The organism is Chloroflexota bacterium, assembly GCA_018825785.1.
GTDB lineage: Bacteria > Chloroflexota > Dehalococcoidia > JACVQG01 > JAHKAY01 > JAHKAY01.
In genome coordinates this window covers 1-15,900 of the sequence record JAHKAY010000056.1, presented here as the reverse complement: position 1 = coordinate 15,900, position 15,900 = coordinate 1, and the positions used below count along the sequence as shown (strand labels likewise).

At 59.3% G+C, this 15,900-nt stretch carries 17 protein-coding genes; 8 read left to right on the top strand and 9 right to left on the bottom strand.

Going from position 1 to position 15,900, the window contains the following annotated elements; translation table 11 throughout:
• The first annotated feature begins 60 nt into the window (after positions 1–60).
• From KJ624_08140 to KJ624_08130, 3 genes are all read left to right on the top strand, one after another.
• On the top strand, positions 61–528 hold the full coding sequence (locus KJ624_08140) for a hypothetical protein (protein ID MBU2009785.1): 468 nt from the start codon (positions 61–63) through the stop codon (positions 526–528).
• Positions 528–1,028, top strand: coding sequence for a hypothetical protein (locus KJ624_08135; GenBank protein ID MBU2009784.1), 501 nt, complete (start codon positions 528–530; stop codon positions 1,026–1,028). The genes KJ624_08140 and KJ624_08135 overlap by 1 nt, the downstream gene beginning before the upstream one ends.
• A 351-nt stretch (positions 1,029–1,379) precedes the next feature.
• Positions 1,380–3,494 carry a UvrD-helicase domain-containing protein gene (locus KJ624_08130; GenBank protein ID MBU2009783.1) on the top strand — a complete coding sequence of 705 codons (2,115 nt, stop codon included), beginning with the start codon at positions 1,380–1,382 and terminating at the stop codon, positions 3,492–3,494.
• Here the strand turns inward: KJ624_08130 and KJ624_08125 are convergent.
• A complete protein-coding gene (locus KJ624_08125; GenBank protein MBU2009782.1) occupies positions 3,491–3,979 on the bottom strand; it encodes a DUF4352 domain-containing protein in 489 nt (162 codons plus the stop codon). The genes KJ624_08130 and KJ624_08125 overlap by 4 nt on opposite strands.
• A gap of 350 nt (positions 3,980–4,329) precedes the next feature.
• Between KJ624_08125 and KJ624_08120 the strand changes: the two genes are divergently transcribed.
• The gene (locus KJ624_08120) at positions 4,330–4,551 is read left to right on the top strand and encodes a hypothetical protein (GenBank protein MBU2009781.1); all 222 of its coding nucleotides are present in this window, start codon (positions 4,330–4,332) and stop codon (positions 4,549–4,551) included.
• Between the two features lie 435 nt (positions 4,552–4,986).
• The gene (locus KJ624_08115) at positions 4,987–5,613 is read left to right on the top strand and encodes a YIP1 family protein (protein ID MBU2009780.1); all 627 of its coding nucleotides are present in this window, start codon (positions 4,987–4,989) and stop codon (positions 5,611–5,613) included.
• A gap of 64 nt (positions 5,614–5,677) precedes the next feature.
• Here the strand turns inward: KJ624_08115 and KJ624_08110 are convergent, their stop codons facing one another.
• Entirely contained in the window at positions 5,678–6,631 is a 954-nt protein-coding gene (locus tag KJ624_08110) for an MBL fold metallo-hydrolase (GenBank protein ID MBU2009779.1), read from the bottom strand.
• Between the two features lie 29 nt (positions 6,632–6,660).
• On the opposite strand from KJ624_08110, the gene KJ624_08105 reads away from it, so the two are divergent.
• From KJ624_08105 to KJ624_08095, 3 genes are all read left to right on the top strand, one after another.
• Positions 6,661–8,043 carry a glycine--tRNA ligase gene (locus KJ624_08105; protein ID MBU2009778.1) on the top strand — a complete coding sequence of 461 codons (1,383 nt, stop codon included), beginning with the start codon at positions 6,661–6,663 and terminating at the stop codon, positions 8,041–8,043.
• Between the two features lie 101 nt (positions 8,044–8,144).
• Positions 8,145–8,975, top strand: a complete 831-nt coding sequence (locus tag KJ624_08100; protein ID MBU2009777.1) for a hypothetical protein — start codon at positions 8,145–8,147, stop codon at positions 8,973–8,975.
• 194 nt (positions 8,976–9,169) lie between these two features.
• Positions 9,170–10,387 (top strand): exonuclease SbcCD subunit D, encoded by a 1,218-nt coding sequence (locus KJ624_08095; protein MBU2009776.1) that lies wholly within the window; start codon positions 9,170–9,172, stop codon positions 10,385–10,387.
• Positions 10,388–10,953: 566 nt separating this feature from the next.
• On the opposite strand, the gene ade is transcribed toward KJ624_08095, so the two are convergent.
• From ade to KJ624_08060, 7 genes are all read right to left on the bottom strand, one after another.
• Positions 10,954–12,642 (bottom strand): adenine deaminase, encoded by a 1,689-nt coding sequence (gene ade, locus KJ624_08090; protein MBU2009775.1) that lies wholly within the window; start codon positions 12,640–12,642, stop codon positions 10,954–10,956.
• Complete coding sequence (gene hpt / locus KJ624_08085) at positions 12,639–13,112, bottom strand: hypoxanthine phosphoribosyltransferase (protein MBU2009774.1); 474 nt, start codon at positions 13,110–13,112, stop codon at positions 12,639–12,641. The genes ade and hpt overlap by 4 nt, the downstream gene beginning before the upstream one ends.
• A 59-nt stretch (positions 13,113–13,171) precedes the next feature.
• Complete coding sequence (tmk, locus tag KJ624_08080) at positions 13,172–13,936, bottom strand: dTMP kinase (protein ID MBU2009773.1); 765 nt, start codon at positions 13,934–13,936, stop codon at positions 13,172–13,174.
• Positions 13,937–14,049: 113 nt separating this feature from the next.
• Complete coding sequence (locus tag KJ624_08075) at positions 14,050–14,508, bottom strand: DUF4386 family protein (protein MBU2009772.1); 459 nt, start codon at positions 14,506–14,508, stop codon at positions 14,050–14,052.
• A gap of 118 nt (positions 14,509–14,626) precedes the next feature.
• Entirely contained in the window at positions 14,627–15,376 is a 750-nt protein-coding gene (locus KJ624_08070; GenBank protein MBU2009771.1) for a hypothetical protein, read from the bottom strand.
• Complete coding sequence (locus KJ624_08065; protein ID MBU2009770.1) at positions 15,366–15,533, bottom strand: hypothetical protein; 168 nt, start codon at positions 15,531–15,533, stop codon at positions 15,366–15,368. Before KJ624_08065 ends, KJ624_08070 begins: the two co-directional genes overlap by 11 nt.
• A gap of 32 nt (positions 15,534–15,565) precedes the next feature.
• The coding region (locus KJ624_08060) for a DUF4389 domain-containing protein (GenBank protein MBU2009769.1) at positions 15,566–15,900 on the bottom strand (335 nt) is incomplete at its 5' end.

Below are 15,900 nucleotides of genomic sequence, written 5' to 3'. Positions count from 1 at the left end.
TGGAATAATACTTGACAATAATATTCTGGAATGTTATGATGTCCGTCAGGGAGGGCAAAGATGGACGAAGTCCAGCGACACAAATTGGAGCGGTATCTCAAGAATGCAACTCGTTTCCTTTGGGGCCTAGGGCCTGGCAACCAGAAGGAAAACTACCGATGGTTGCGGTCGCACGGACTTGAATTCGACGACGGCACATATAGTCGCGTCACGAACCAACTGTTGGAGAAATACGGGATAGAGGGAATAGTCAAACGCATAGTCATTCCTAGGGTGAAGGAACTTTACTCCCAGAAGGCATTGGACTTTCTTGAAGAGAGTTGGCACGCTGGTTCAAGACCAGACATGTCTTTTCTGAATCACTATGGGATTAAGTCGCCCACACCATTTCTTGAAGTCAATACGCAGTTCGATTTCGTTGAGAGATGGGGAGACCTCGCTGGTGTGTGGTTTGAGGAAATTGAGCCATTGCAAGAATTTCGGCCAATGATTAGGTGTAGCGAGTACAAGCGACTTGGGAGGTCCTAATGCCCAAGTGGGAAATTCATAGGAAATGGGACTCGAAGTTCGGGATACCTCCAGAGGTATCGGAGTATGTTCTGAGAGCCATTGACAGCAATAGTTTGTCTGATAACAGAATCCCGATGCCCGAAGACTTCAGGCAACACACAGAAGTCAGGAAACTACCGAGGTCAAGGGGTGGGAATATCGCCATTGCAGACTTGAAGCGTAATCTTCACAACAGGGGAAAAGACAAGATCATACAGGCAGAAGATCTGGAGTTCTTTTCAGGCAAAGGTGCAAATTACGTTCAGGCCTACTACATCCATTTCATTTTGGACTATTTGAACCATGGGACTATCCGTTACCTCCGGAAGACCTATGGAGATAGCGTAGCCGACTGCATTGACAAATATGCTAGGAATAAGGCTGTATTGCTTCCAGAGACAAGGCAACACTTTGTCTGCGTGCTGGACTACTTAAAGAGTCATGGCATGGAACTTCAAAAGGACTTGGATATGGAATGAGCAGGGCAATATGTCCAACAACAACGGGGATGTGGTGCTGGGACTCTCCATCACTGGAGTCCTGCTATTAACCATCAGGGTTTTCATAGCGCACTTGCTTGTGTACGGGAAAAGACCTGGAATTGGAGAGATTCTACGGAGCCTCAGGAGTGGGTAGGCTACGGCGCCAAATATCGCCGCAAGGGTTGTGACTATCGCTACCTCAGCACACCCGAGGAGACCCGACCCTTGCGACTAGCTCATTGAGGCGAGCGACTAGGTCAGGCCGCCAAAGGTTCGACATTGGTCCAGTTGTGTGAGCCAAATCCTGTTCCTTTGTGGCCCAGATTGGGCGGTGCTATAATCGCCTGAGTGGATATTCTTGAAGGACTGAACCCGGCGCAGAGGGAGGCGGTTACCTGGGTGGAGGGGCCTCTGCTCATCATTGCGGGGCCGGGGAGCGGCAAGACCCGGGTCATCGCTCACCGCGTGGCCTATCTGGTGCAGGTGGTGGGGATTCCTCCTCGGCGCATCATGGCGGTCACCTTTACCAACAAGGCCGCCGGGGAGATGAGGGAAAGGCTGCTCGGGCTGCTCGGCGGGAGACTCGCGGAGGAGCTGTCCCTGGGCACCTTCCACGCCCTCTCTTCCCGAATCCTGCGCCAGGACGGGGACAAGCTCGGCCTGGACCGCAGCTTTGTAATCTACGACGAGGAGGACCAGCTCTCCCTGGTAAAGCGGGCACTCCAGGGGCTGGACCTGGACCCCAAGAACTACCCCCCCAAGGCCCTCCAGGGGGCCATAGAGGCGGCCAAGAGCCAGCTCCTCCCCTGGCAGAGCTATCCCTCCCGCCACTACTACGATGAGATTGTAAAGCGGGTCTATGAGAAATACGAGGCCCTCCTCAAAGAGAACCGTGCCCTGGACTTTGAAGACCTCTTGATGAAGACGGTCTTTCTCTTCCGGGAGCAGCCCGGGGTCCTGGCCCGCTACCAGGAACGCTACCTCCACATCCTCGTTGACGAGTTCCAGGACACCAATATCACCCAGTATGAGCTGGCCAGGCTCCTGGCGGGGAAGCACCGGAACATCTGCGTGGTGGGGGACCCGGACCAGTCCATCTACTCCTGGCGCTTTGCCGATATCCGGAATATCCTCAGCTTTGAGAAGGACTTCCCCGGGGCCCGCGTGGTGGTGCTGGAGCAGAACTACCGCTCTACCCGGACTATCCTGGAGGTGGCCACCCATATCATCGCCAGGAACCGGGAGCGCAAGCCGAAGGACCTGTGGACCGAGAACGAGGCGGGGGTGCCGGTGAAGGTCCTGGAGGCCGCCTCGCCGGAAGAGGAGGCCCAGATGGTGGCGGCGGAGCTGGAGAGGCTCACCCGCGAGGGCCTGCCCCTCAAAGAGTGCGCGGTGATGTACCGCACCAATGCCCAGTCCCGCCCCCTGGAGGAAGCCTTCCTGCGCTATGGCATCCCCTATCAGCTGGTGGGGGCCGTCAGGTTCTACCATCGCAAGGAGGTAAAGGACCTTATCGCCTACCTCCGCCTGATCCACAACCCGCAGGACAGCGTGAGCCTGGCCCGGGTGATAAATGTGCCGGGGAGGGGGATAGGCTCAAAGACTGTGGAGGCCCTTTCCGCATGGGCCCAGCTCAAGGGCATGCCCCTCTACCAGGCCCTGAAGGCGGCGGCGGAGGCAGGGGAGGAGGGTCCTCCGCTCCAGCCCAGGGCCAGGGCCGCCCTGGCCGGCTTCGTCAGGCTCGTCGAGGAGCTGCGGGGGGCCGGTCAGGAGAAGGACCTGGTGGAGCTTCTGGACCTCATCCTGGAGGGGACGGGCTACCGGGCCTACATCCTGGCGGAGCCGGAGGGGGAGGACAGGTGGGAGAATGTCCTGGAGCTCCGCACAGTGGTCCGGGAATACAGCGGCCAGGGCCTTCAGGCCTTCCTGGAGGGGGTGAGCCTGGTCTCGGACCAGGATAACTTTGATGAGAAGGCGGATCGGGTCACCCTCATCACCCTTCACCAGGCCAAGGGGCTGGAGTTCGGGGCGGTCTTCCTGGTGGGGATGGAGGAGGGGCTCCTGCCCCACTTCCGCTCTTTTGAGGACCCCGCCCAGATGGAGGAGGAGAGACGGCTCTGCTATGTGGGGGTCACCCGGGCCAGGAATTATCTGTATTTGGTGAGGGCCCGGAGGCGCTCCATAGGGGGTATCACCGGCCCCGCCCTCCCCTCCCGCTACCTGGAGGACATCCCGCCCAATCTGGTAGTCAGGCGGGATGTGGTGGAGGCCCCCGTTGCCCCCTCACCCACGCCCAGGCCTTTGAAGGCAGGGGACCAGGTGAAGCACGCCGTTTTTGGGGAAGGGGTAGTGGTGGCTGTGGTCGCATCGGTGACGGGGGACCAGGAGGTAACGGTGGTCTTCAGGGGGGTGGGGCTGAAGAGGATTCTTCTCTCCTTCGCCCCCCTGGAGAGGGTGGGCTAGGGGTTCCTGAGGCTCAGGCTCAGTATCTGGGGGATGGGCGAGGCGATGATATACTTCAGGCGGTCAAGGGCCCTGCCCTGGGCCACGGTGAAGGTGACCACCGCCTGGACTGAAGCACCGGGGGCCAGGGTATGGATGAGCCCCAGGGGGGCCTCCAGAGAGCCCTGTCCGTAGTAGAAGCTCCCCTGCTGGTCCTCCAGGATAAAGTCCAGGGCATTCACCAGCACGGGCTGTGTGCCCTTGTTTTCCAGGCTCAGGATAAACCGGACCAGCTGGAAACCGCGGGGGGGAGAGAGCTCGGAGCGCTCGGGGTTATAGGGGTTGATGATGAGGCGGACGATAATGGTCACGTCCCCAGCCGAACCCTGGAACACGGGGATAGGAGTGGGGGCGGGGGTCGGGGTTGTGACCGCGGGGCTTCCCCGGCATGCGGAGAGAAGGAGGGCCACTAGCAAGAGCAGGGCCGGGATGGCTTTTCTCGCCATGTTGCGCCCATTCTATCCCCCCTTTTTCTTAAAGACAATACCCCTGTTGCCCAAGACCCCTATTGAAAGAGCAGGCGGAGTATGTCATAAGGGTAGGGATGTGGTCCGGGCCCTCCAACTCCCCCTGGAATAGGCCGGCCGGCGACCTGTAGCGCTTCCCGAGGTCGGTCCCCGGGGAGTTCCGAGGGGTCCGGGGGGTGTCCCCCACGTAGTTTTCCTCCACCTCGCCCTTGGCAAGGGAGAGGGGGCAAAGGGGTGGGGGATACGGGCAAGCTTCTATGTCTGCTGATTCAACTTGATGCGTCTATAGACCTGTAAAGAAGCGAACAGCCAATAAGAGAAGCTCTACGATGAAAAAGGGGAAGGACACTCTGAATATGTTGCGTGCAACACAGGCTGGAAGAAAGATATCTGTAATTGAGCCTTTTTCGGCGCCTTGGCTTTCGGCTAGAGTGGTAAATGGGCACCTGCCTTTGTTAAGGAGGAGGAGTAGACCATTGAACAATATTGAGGCCACTGCCACTAACACGAATACATTGAAAGCCCTGGTCATGCCAGCGTATAGCAGGTAGGTTAGACAGGCCGCTTGCCACCAGAATATCAATGAATGGGCAGTCTTTATGAGGAACAGTCTGCTGAACATTGAGCAAAGCATACACTAATACAGGAGCGAATAGGAATCAAGTGTTCTTTGTCGCCCACATACCTCAATACTGTTGAGAACCAGATGTGACGACGCCGGAACCAACAGGCCACCCTTTTCTTTCGCGATTCTGTTGGCTATAATTGGAACGTCGACCCTACTGAAGAATCGTCCAGTCGGAGGCTTCTACTGATGGTTGACAACGAACTCCTTCGCTTATCTCGAGAATGGAGATGCTACTCGCAGGACTCGCAGCGTGGGATGTAATACTGGCTACTCTTGAGAGGGGCACAGTAGAAGATAGAGAGTCGGTTTCTGTGTGCCTTCTGATTGTGCGGGCTGTTACTTTGTGGGGCGCCGCCTGATGAAAGCATTTGTGTCGTACATTGGCGGCACTATCACCAGGCCACGCAACACTTTCGTCAGGCTGTTGGCTGACAGCCGGCGCTACAGGTATGGCCTTATTTCTATGCTCGCCATCGTGACTCTCTACACTCTGGCGATTCTGCTTCTGGAATTGGCCGATGCCGATATCACCATTCCGGCATGGCTTGCCATTCCTGCTGAGAACTACTACTTCTGGGAAGTGTTCTTCATCGCGCCAGTAATGATTCTGGCATGGATACTGGCGGCAGGAGTTGTGCAGGTCTTGGGCAGATGTTTTGGGGGAGATGGAGAATACGAGGACGTGTTCACTCTTCTCGGTTTTGGGATAGCAGTCCCTACATACACTACCCTTATTGCCGACTGGGCGACCGCTCTTCTGTTCCTCTCTGGCGCAATTAGCCAGACGAAGTGGTTGCAGCTTACCTCCCACGGATTCTGGCAGGTCTTCGTTCTCGGCTATCTCGGTGCCCAGTTGATATGGCTGATTGCCCTTTTCTGTATTGCTGCCGCTACAGTCCATAAGCTCCGCTGGCGGCGAGCCGCGTTCCCTGGTATCGTTGGCGTGTTGGTCTATCAGATAACGCTCCTAGTCTTCATCAGGTAGTTTGCCTTTCCCTCGGCCTATGCAAGGGAGGGGGGCACAGGGGTGAGGGATTTAGGGAAGGCTTCTAGTTGCTCGCGGGCAGGAGGCCCTTCCTCTTGAAGTAGAGGGTGTAGCCGGCGATGGTCAGGGATGGGTCGCTCATGTCCGCCGCGGCCCCGAACCTTTTGTGAAGATAGTCCCTAATCTTCCCTTCTATTTCCTGCTGGGTGGCCCCCGCTTTCAGGGCTTGGAGGATGATATCGCTGAAAGCCCGGGCATTCTCCTTGGCCAGAGATATGAGCCTCTCTGGCTCCTTCCCCACACCCTGGTGGGAAAAGAAGAGGATTTTGGGCCGGAGGGCCCGGAGCTTTTCCATGCTCTCCAGGTAGACCTCCAGGTCAAAGCTAGGCTGGGGGGTGTAGGGCAGCGGCGTGCCGTGTTCGGGAAGTCCCAGGGCCTCCCCGCAGAAGAGGCCCCCGGTCTTCATGTCCAGATAGGACAGATGATGGGGTGCGTGGCCGGGGGAGTAGACTACCTGTAGCTTCCGGCCATCCAGGGAGAGGGTCTCCCCGTCCTCCGGAATATGGAGCTGGGCCGGGGGGACGGGCAGGATGGGGCCGTAGCGCTCCTCAAAGTCGGCCCCCAGGGCTAGCCTGGTGCTCTCAATTAGCCGGGCGGGGTCTGTCATGTGCCTTGCCCCCGAGGGGTGCACCACGACCCTGGCCTGGGGGAAGAGGCGGGCCAGCATCCCTGTCGCACCGGCATGGTCCATGTGGATGTGGGTGGGGAGGATATAGGACAGGCTCCCCATTCTCAGCTTGTCCATCCCCTCACGGATATCGGGCACCACGGCGGCAGGGCCGGGCTCAATAAGGGCCCCTCCCCCCTCATCTATCAGGTAGATGGAATAGAAAGAAAAGAGGCCCTTCTCCTGGGGCAGCCGGGCCTCCAGGCGGTAGGTCTTATCAGCTACTTCCTGGATTTGGGGCATTTCCTTGAGGATAGGGGGGAGGGGGCATCCTGTCAATGGCTTTGACATGGGGGCAAAAACTGCTAATCTTATGTGGTATGGCTGCCAAGGTGGATATGGAGAAGCTGGTCTCCCTCTGCAAGAGGCGGGGCTTTATTTTCCCGGGGAGCGAGATATACGGGGGGCTGGGGGCCTTCTGGGACTACGGGCCCCTGGGGGTGGAGCTGAAAAGCAATGTGCGCCAGGCTTGGTGGCGGGCTGTGGTCCAGGAGCGGGACGATGTGGTGGGGCTGGATTCCGCCATCCTGATGCACCCCCAGACCTGGGTGGCCTCGGGGCATGTCCAGGGCTTCACCGACCCCCTGGTGGAGTGCAAGAGCTGTCACTTGCGCTGGAGGGAAGATATGGCCAGGGACGGGCGCTGTCCCTCCTGCGGTGGGGAACTCACCGAGCCACGGATGTTCAACCTGATGTTCAGGACTCATGTGGGCCCCGTGGAGGAGGACTCCACTGTGGTCTATCTTCGCCCCGAGACCGCCCAGGGCATCTTCCTCAATTTCCAGAACATCCTGGCCTCCAGCCGCAAGAAGGTCCCCTTCGGCATTGCCCAGATAGGCAAGGCCTTCCGCAATGAGATAAGCCCCGGCAACTTCATCTTCCGCACCCGGGAGTTTGAGCAGATGGAGATGGAATATTTCGTCCGGCCCGGGACCGATGAGGAGTGGTTCAAATACTGGGTGGAGGAACGGTTCAACTGGTATCTGTCCCTGGGCATAAAGAAGGAGAACCTCCGCCTCCGCCCGCACGGCAAGGATGAGCTGGCCCACTATGCCAAGGACTGCCACGATGTGGAGTACCTCTTCCCCATGGGATGGTCGGAGCTGGAGGGGATTGCCAACCGGGGGGACTTTGACCTGAGGCAGCACTCCCAGTCCAGCGGCAAGGCCCTGGACTATTTTGACGAGGAGACCGGCCAGCACTTTATCCCCTATGTCATTGAGCCCTCGGCAGGGGTGGACCGCACCGCCCTGGCCCTCCTGGTGGATGCCTATGATGAGGAGCCGGACAAGGAGGGGATAAGGGTGGTGCTGCGCTTCAAATTCTCCATGGCCCCCGTCCAGATGGCGGTCCTCCCCCTCTCCCGCAAGGAAAACCTGACAAAGCTGGCCGGGGAGCTCTACTCCCGGCTGAGGAAGTCCTTCCGCTGCCAGTATGATGACGCCCAGAGCATAGGGCGGAGGTACCGCCGTCAGGACGAGATAGGCACCCCCCTCTGCTTGACGGTGGACTTCCAGTCCCTGGAGGACCACATGGCCACCCTGCGCCACCGGGACAGCATGGAGCAGATAAGGGTCCCCATCGCCGTCTTGGAGCCCACCCTCAGCGCCAAGCTGGAAGGCGAGTCCTTCCTCACCCTCCCCCCCGGCGGCCAGGTCTGGCTTGGTCAACGGGGAGAAAACTCAAGCTCCCCCTCTCCTTGAGGAGGGATGTGGGAAATGTCTAACAGAACCCGTTATTCCGGGACGAAGTGGATAAACCACCACAATGAGGGGCATTTGTCAACGAGTGTGTGCAGCAGCTGATGGCGGACATGAGGCCTTTCACACACCGAATATTCTCGGACTTCTCGGGCGATGACGGCGACCCAGGAGTTGCAGGCGCTTCTAGGACCCTTTGCATCACCTGGGTGATTACCAAAGAAGAGGACATCTGGCACAACCAAGGTGTCGTACTAGGTATCAAGAGGACCATTGGTTGTCGCCCAGATGCGGAATTGAAATACAGGAGCCTTAGACACCATCCTTCCAGAAGAAAGGCCCTAGCTTTATTATCTGAAGCTAAGGTAGAAGTAATCCTCGTCCCGGTCTTCAAGGAGCGAGTCAAAGAAGAGGACCTGAAAGACCCGAAGACTAAGAGGCTAGTCAGTCTAATTCATTATGTCCCCATAGGGCCATTCTCGGAGAAATTCTTCAAGAGAAGTGACACCTACTTCCAGCTAGTATTTGACGAGGTTGGGTGGGCGGGGTGTGAAGAAGCAATAAGAGCGCAGTTCCAGCGAGATAAGCGGCTCGACTGGAAGAAGGCAAGAGCAGATTGGCTCCTTTTTACCAAGTCGGGGAGTAGTCTCATGCTGCAGCTAGCTGATGTCATCGCGGGACTGGGCCGAGAATATGTCGAAAGCCTGCTGGGTCAGCGATTGCCCACTTGCGTAGTTTGTTGGCTCAAAGGGGTCAGAGCGTGTTCCTATATTAAAGCTGGACGGAGTGTCGGCCGGGCAAGCCTGATGCGTCTCCTTTATCCGTTACTCTTGAAGGACGATGGTGGGAAGGCCTGGGAGAGTGGCTTCACGACAAGGCCCCCAGGCGTACAAAGAGACTACTTGTTTATTGACTGTCTCTTCGGAGGGAAATAAAAATGGCGACCGTCAGGGCGGGTTCTTTCCTCCCAGCCAAAGCTTGCCTCTTATTCAGAGACAACCCGTGAGCTTTCGCTCCGACCCATTTTCTGGTCGCCAGTTATAGGCTAACATCTGTTGCATGATTTTGTCAAGGCAAACATGCGTGCTAAGAAGTTCCGCAAGGTGCCACTTGAGGAGAGAGGGGTGAGGTGAAGCTCCTCCATTTCTCTGACCTTCACCTGGGGGTTGAAACCTACGGGCATATAGACCCCGCCACGGGGCTTTCCTCCCGCCTGGGGGACTTTCTGCGCTGCCTGGATGTGGTGGTTGAGCGGGCATTGGAGGGGGATGTTGACCTGGTCCTCTTCTGCGGGGACGCCTACAAGAGCCGCCGCCCCGAGCCCACGGAGCAGAGGGAGTTTGCCCGCAGGCTCGCCAGGCTGGCCTCAAAAGACGTTCCCGTCCTTCTCCTTACGGGGAACCACGATACGCCCGCCGGGGTGGGGAGGGCGGCGGCCCTGGAGGTCTTCCCCGCTCTGGCCGTGAAGAACCTCACCGTGGCCCACCGGGCCGGGACCTTCCGGGTGGAAACAAAATCGGGCCCCTTGCAGGTAGTGGCCCTGCCCTGGCCCCGCCCGGGGGCCTTCCTCGCCAGGGAGGAGGCCCGGGGCCTGGGCATGGAGGAGCTGGACCGGAGGGTGGAGGAGAAAGTCTACGGGGTGCTTGACGAAGAAGTAAAGAACCTGGACCCGGGGGTGCCGGCGGTGCTGGCGGCCCACTTCTGGGTCTACGGGGCAAAGGTGGGCTCGGAGAGGGGGATGGTGGTGGGGAGGGAGCCGGTCTTCCAGGCGGCCAACCTGGCCCGCGAGGCCTTCTCCTATATCGCCCTGGGCCATATCCACCGCCAGCAAATCCTGCGGCAGGACCGCCCGGTTGTAGCCTACTCCGGGAGCCTGGAGCGGCTGGACTTCTCGGAGGAGGGGGGTGAGAAGGGCTTCTTCGTTGTTGACATAAAGGGGAAAGAGGCCCTCCCCACCTTCCACCCCACCCCCGCCCGCCGTTTTCTCACCATAGAGATAAACCCCGACCCGGGGGCCGACCCCACCCGGGCCGTGCTGGAGGCCATCTCGCTTAGGGCAGAGGAAATCAAGGGGGCCATTGTCCGGGTGCAGGTGAAGCTGGTGGAGGGGGCTGCTATCAACGAGGCCGAGGTGAGAAAGGCCCTGAGGGAGGCCTATTTCGCCCTGCCGCTGGCTGTCCAGGTAGAGAGGAAGGCCCGCCCCCGCCTGGACGTGGAAGCCCGCGGCCTCCCCCCCGAAAAGGCCCTGGAGCTGTATCTAGAGATAAAACAGGTCCCCGCAGAGAGAAAGGCCCGGCTCCTGGAGTATGGCAAGAGACTACTACGGGAGAAACTGGAAGGGGTCTAGACCCGTCTGCCCCTGGCCCCCTCTCGGGGGAGATGCAATGGAGTCCTAGCGGCTCCTGCCTCAGACTGAGGCCCAGTGCGTTCAGGTTCTTGGCTCGTTGGCTGCCAGGTGGAGCCCCTCTTAGACTTGGTGTGATCTTCACTCCCATGGGGTTGGGGGCCACGCCGGCTCTCCCACCAGGCCCGGGCAAACCCCGCTCCCAGACTCAAGCCCACCAGCAGGGCGGTAAGGAAGAGAACCCCGGTCCAGGACATCTACAACATGCCCAGCAGCAAGACAGGGGCAATCCCCCGTCTCATCGCTGTTCCGAACCTGCCATTCTGCATCAAACCGTCCTTAACCCTTTCTCAACAGTTCTTTACCCAATCATGACTTTCCTTAACCATATCTTGACCAAACTAAAGTCTAAGCGAAAGCCGAACAGGGCTCAATGGCCCGTTAGTCCTGAGGCTGGTGGTACCAAAGCCCCTGGAACCCAGTTTGGGCTCGACCGGTAAATATGAGGCGTCATTCATCCGCTTGGCCTCAGTTCCTTCAGGGTAGGTAACTGTCGCTGGTGGGCTTCCTTAGTCAATAACACGGAAAGAGTCCACATCCACCAGGCCCTTGTCCGTGAGTCTGAGTTCGGGGATGACGGGGAGGGCAATAAACGAGAGGGTGGCGAACGGCGAGGGGAGGGGGCAGCCCAGCCCCCGGGCCAGGGCCTGGAGCCTCTCCAGCCGGGCCACCACCTCCTCTAGGGGCAGGTCGGATAAAAGCCCGGCGATGGGGAGGGGGAGGGAGGCCAGGGCTTTTCCGCCCCTCGTCACCACCAGCCCCCCGCCCAGCCTGATTATCTCCTGTATGGCGGCGTAGAGGTCCGCATCCCCGGCCCCTACGGCCACGATGTTGTGGGAGTCGTGGGCCACGGAGGAGGCCAGGGCCCCCTCCCGCAGGCCGAAGCCCCTCACCAGCCCCAGGCCGATGTTCCCCGTGGCCCGGTGCCGCTCCACCACCACCGCCTTCAGGATGTCCCTCTGTGGGTCCGGGACGACTTCGCCCCTTTCTATTTTGAGGGGTAAATGGGCCTTCCGGGTGAGAATCTGGCCCGGGATGACCTGGATGACGGGGAGGGGGGCGCGGGCGGCGGGGAGCTTCAGGTCCTCTCTGGAAAAGGACCTGACCTTCATGGTTGAGGCCAGGGCATGGCGGGGCCGGGAGGAGAAGAGGGGCCTGCCCTCTCGGGCCACCAGCCGGCCGTGGTGGAAGATCAGGTCCACGCGGAACTCCTTCAGGTCTCTTACCGCGATGAGGTTGGCTATATACCCGGGGGCTACGGCCCCGTAGCCCTCAAGGCCGAAGCGGCGGGCGGGGTTGAGGGTGGCCAGGGCTATGGCCCTCACCGGGTCCAGCCCCAGGGCGATGGCCCGGCGGACCACCGCATCCATGTCCCCCTCCCGCAAGATGTCCCCACAGGTGCGGTCATCCACCACCAGCAGACAGCGGTGATAGGTCTTGTCCGTCACCAGGGGGAGGAGGGCCTCCAGGTTCTTCTCGGAGGAGCCTTCCCTGAGCATCAGCCACATCCCGCGCCTCAGCTTCTCCTGCCCCTCCTCATAGGTAGTTGTCTCGTGGTCGGAGGAGATGCCCGAGGCAATATAGGCATTGAGGTCCTTCCCGCCAAGCCCCGGGGCGTGGCCGTCCCGGACCTTACCCCGGGCGGCGGAGAGCTTTTCCAGGACATGGCTATCCCCGGCCAGGACGCCGGGGAAGTTCATCATCTCCCCCAGGCCCACCACCCCTTTCCAGCCCAGGGCCCTTTTTATTTCCTGGGGGCCCAGGCTTGCCCCGGCGGTCTCCAGGGGGGTGGCGGGGACGCAGGAGGGGGCCAGGAGGAAGAGGTCCAGGGGCAGCCTCTTTGACCAGCGGAGGAAGAAGCGCAGGCCCTCCAGCCCGGCCACATTGGCTATCTCATGCAGGTCAGTAACGATGGCCGTAGTGCCACGGGGCACCACCGCCATGGCATACTGGGCGGGATGGAGATAGCTGCTCTCGGGGTGGACATGGCCGTCAATGAGCCCGGGGCAGAGATAGCTCCCCTCCAGGTCCAGGACCTCTTTTCCCTGCCGGTAGTCCCCCACCCCGGCTATCCTGTCCTGGTGCACGGCTACGCTGGCCTTTTCTATCTCCCCGGTGAAGGTGTTGATGATGCGGGCGTTCTTCAGCACCAAGTCGGCGGGGGCCTCCCCCCGGGCCACGGCGATGAGGTCTCTCATTTCTCCTCCAGGGCCCAGAGGTCGGGGAGGTGGCGGTAGCCCTGGTCGCAGTCCAGGCCGTAGCCCACCACAAACTCATCCGGCAGCTCAAAGCCCAGGTAGTCAATATGCACGGGGACCTTTCTCCGGGAGGGCTTGTCAAAGATGGCGCAGAGGCGGAGGGAGGCGGGCCTCTTCCTCTTGAGGTATTCCATAAGGCAGTTGAGCGTGGTGCCTGTATCCACGATGTCCTCCACCACCAGGACATCCCGGCCCCGGACCGGCGTGCTGAGGGGGAGGTTCACCCGACACCGCCCCGAGCTCTCCGTGCCGGCATAGCTCTGGACCTGGACGAAGTCCACCTCCAGGGGGAGGTCCAGCCGGCGCACCAGGTCGGCGAGGAAGATAAAGGAGCCTTTGAGGGTCCCTACTATGAGGGGGCTCTTGCCCTGGTAGTCCTGCTGGATGCGCTGGGCCAGGGCCTCTACCATGGCCTGAATCTTCTCCCGGTCCAGGAGGGGCCGCAGGCGGGCCGTCACCCCCGGACCTTCTAGAGCATCTTTTCTTGGGGCCACTTCTGGCTTGCCTGGGGGCCTGTTTTCTTTCTGGGACTTTCTGGTCCTTCCCTCATCTTTGCCATAACGGCGGAGTAGACATCTTCGGCGATTTTCCTTTTTGGCCGGGAGGCGTCCAGGATGGTCCACCGCCCGGGGTCCTCCTGGGCCAGCTGGAGATAGCCCTCCCTTATCCTCTGGTGGAAGCCAAGCTCTTCGGCCTCAAAGCGGCTGGCCTCCTCCGAGCCACCTTTGCGGCGGAGGGCGTGGGCAGGGTCTACATCCAGGAGGAAGACAATATCGGGCAGGAGGTCTCCCGTAGCCACCCGGCAGACCCGGCGGACAAAGTCCAGGTCCATTTCCCGGCCAAAGCCCTGATAGGCCAGGGTGGAGTAGACATAGCGCACACAGATAACGGATATCCCCTTTTGCAGGGAGGGCGTGATTTCTTCCGAGACCAGCTGGGCCCGGGCGGCGGAGAAGAGGAAGAGCTCTGTCTCAGGCGTCATGTGAACAAGGACATCGAAAGGTATCTGCGGCCCTTTCCCCCCGGAGGTAAGGATGTATTTCAATCTTCCCCCTACAGGTAGCTCCCTGGGGAGAACGAACAGGTCCTTTATGTAGTCGCCAAGGGCGGTGCCCCCCGGTTCAGAAAGGAGCTTGATGCTCCTTTTCTCCCGGCAGAGCCTGTTGAAGAGCAGGCCGGCCTGGGTGGTCTTGCCCGACCCATCCCCCCCCTCAAAGACGATAAACAGGGCCACGGTCTAAGGGGCCTCCTTTCCGGCGCCCAGATTATAGCACGGTTTGGGGGTGGCCTGGCCGTTGAAATCGGGGGCCTTTTAGGCTGGGTAAACGGTTTTTATGGGTAACCCCTTCAGCTTCTCAATGCTTTCTCAGCCGAGACGCCCTGTCCTAGCTGGAAGAGCCTTCGGGCAATCAGGACCGAAAATATCGCCCAGGGCACGAGAGAAACGAGCGCGAAATAAAGACCTATCGTCCCTGCCGTAGACGGTACCAACATCAATACACCCGCCAGGATTCCCACATAAGCAGTTGCTTTACTGAAGATATTGCTCCGCAGCATGACAAATGAGATTATCAGAAGCGCAGCGCCCCCGATTAAGTAATTCACGTGGAAAGCAGTGCCATTGTAGATAGCAAGCATGGCCTGCCCTGCCGCCAAAAACATAGATCTATCTGCATCTGTTGCCGCAGCAGCGTCCTCGCTGCTGAGGGAAAGCATGTTAAGGGCCTTTTCCTGGGCTTTATGCTGAAGATAGGAACTATCATCCTGGTAGCCCGCGGGATACTCACCGGACAGCCCGCGAGACACATCGAAACGGGCCATCATCAGGTCGAAGACCGTCGTTACCGGGACTCTGCCCTGCTCTGTGCTGACGAGACCTTTCCAGTTGGAATCTGGAAATTCGGGTCAGACTCAGTCTGCGACATCATCTGGTCTCCAGTGATGCCTTGGATTCTGATAAACCACCCGCTCCCAGCCTGTAGAGTTTCCAGCCAACCGCGGCAAACCAGACCATGAAGAGAGCCCACCACCACAGGTAGGCAATGGCTAGAATGGGTTTAAGAGCCGCACCAATGATGGCTGCAGCAAAAGTTGCTATGCCCAAATAGGCTACGCCCTTATGGAATACACCCTTCAGCATGATGAGGGAGATGATGAGGATGCCGCCCGCGAGCACGATTTCACTGGGACCATATGCGTTATTCTGTGCGACCAGAGCCTCAGCTGCGCTCGCGAAAGCAGTACGTTGTGCAGTAGTGGTAGCTGCCACGTATTTATCGCTCAGGTACACAAGGCCGTTCACGACCGGGAAATAGGCCAGAAAGAGAATCTCGGAGGCGATAGCGAGTAGGACACCTATCGCAGCGTAGCTCTTGTTGACGTGCTTAAGCACCGCGTAGAGAGCGATGAAGGGGACAATTGCTAAGGCGCTCGGGCCCAAGGTCAGCGCCTGTATAGTTATCCACCAAGATTTATTTGCGGCAATGTATTCGAGGGTGGCAATCCCATCCATGCTGGCGTCGTAGTTCGAACTCAGGAGAAGCACGGCAGGCGCTATTATCCCAATGGCTATGTAGAGTGCGACTGAGATGCCCCCTGCCTTATAGAGTCCTTTCCATGACGGGTCGGGGTCAGCGATAGACTCCTTTACTGGTTTCTGTATTCTAAATGTCATTCTGCCCTCCTTCTAGGATCGGAATAATCACTGCCGCGAGCAGGGCAGCCGAGCCGCCGACTTTGTAGAGCCAATTCGAGCGGGATTCTGCAGTTTCGGCATCAGTGACCTGATTCGTCTGACTTGAACTCTTTGAAGTCATTGTGTCCTCCATCATTTCAACGACTTCTGCAGACCACTTCTAGCTCTCTAGACGCTGAGGCTGAAGGGGGGGTAGTGGTCGGTGGTCAACAGGAAGGCGTAGGCAGCTACCCTGAGACACCAGCGGAATAGGCCCACCACGAAGTCGAACAGGGACCTGGGGTAGCGCCCGGTGAAGAGGATGGCAAACCAGGCGAGCACAACGCAGACCAGGGCAGCGAGTCCGAGGAATCCAAGGACAACATAGTGGGGAATGGCCAGGAGCCACTTCACCAGGGGCAACCAGCGGTTGAGGTCCCTCCTGGCATCGGGATAGGGAACCTCGATGTGCACTGCTTGGTCCTCATCAGTGGAGGGGTATTCATCCCTTAATAACAAGAGAT

Excerpts from the sequence above, each read along its gene's own strand:
- KJ624_08120 (MBU2009781.1), top strand. The coding sequence starts at position 4,330 with ATGAAAAAGGGGAAGGACACTCTGAATATGTTGCGTGCAACACAGGCT.
- KJ624_08140 (MBU2009785.1), top strand. The coding sequence starts at position 61 with ATGGACGAAGTCCAGCGACACAAATTGGAGCGGTATCTCAAGAATGCA.
- hpt (MBU2009774.1), bottom strand. The coding sequence starts at position 13,112 with ATGGTAGAGGCCCTGGCCCAGCGCATCCAGCAGGACTACCAGGGCAAG.
- KJ624_08070 (MBU2009771.1), bottom strand. The coding sequence starts at position 15,376 with ATGACATTTAGAATACAGAAACCAGTAAAGGAGTCTATCGCTGACCCC.
- KJ624_08110 (MBU2009779.1), bottom strand. The coding sequence starts at position 6,631 with ATGTCAAAGCCATTGACAGGATGCCCCCTCCCCCCTATCCTCAAGGAA.
- KJ624_08065 (MBU2009770.1), bottom strand. The coding sequence starts at position 15,533 with ATGATGGAGGACACAATGACTTCAAAGAGTTCAAGTCAGACGAATCAG.
- KJ624_08125 (MBU2009782.1), bottom strand. The coding sequence starts at position 3,979 with ATGGCGAGAAAAGCCATCCCGGCCCTGCTCTTGCTAGTGGCCCTCCTT.
- KJ624_08115 (MBU2009780.1), top strand. The coding sequence starts at position 4,987 with ATGAAAGCATTTGTGTCGTACATTGGCGGCACTATCACCAGGCCACGC.
- KJ624_08105 (MBU2009778.1), top strand. The coding sequence starts at position 6,661 with ATGGCTGCCAAGGTGGATATGGAGAAGCTGGTCTCCCTCTGCAAGAGG.
- ade (MBU2009775.1), bottom strand. The coding sequence starts at position 12,642 with ATGAGAGACCTCATCGCCGTGGCCCGGGGGGAGGCCCCCGCCGACTTG.
- KJ624_08100 (MBU2009777.1), top strand. The coding sequence starts at position 8,145 with ATGGCGGACATGAGGCCTTTCACACACCGAATATTCTCGGACTTCTCG.
- KJ624_08135 (MBU2009784.1), top strand. The coding sequence starts at position 528 with ATGCCCAAGTGGGAAATTCATAGGAAATGGGACTCGAAGTTCGGGATA.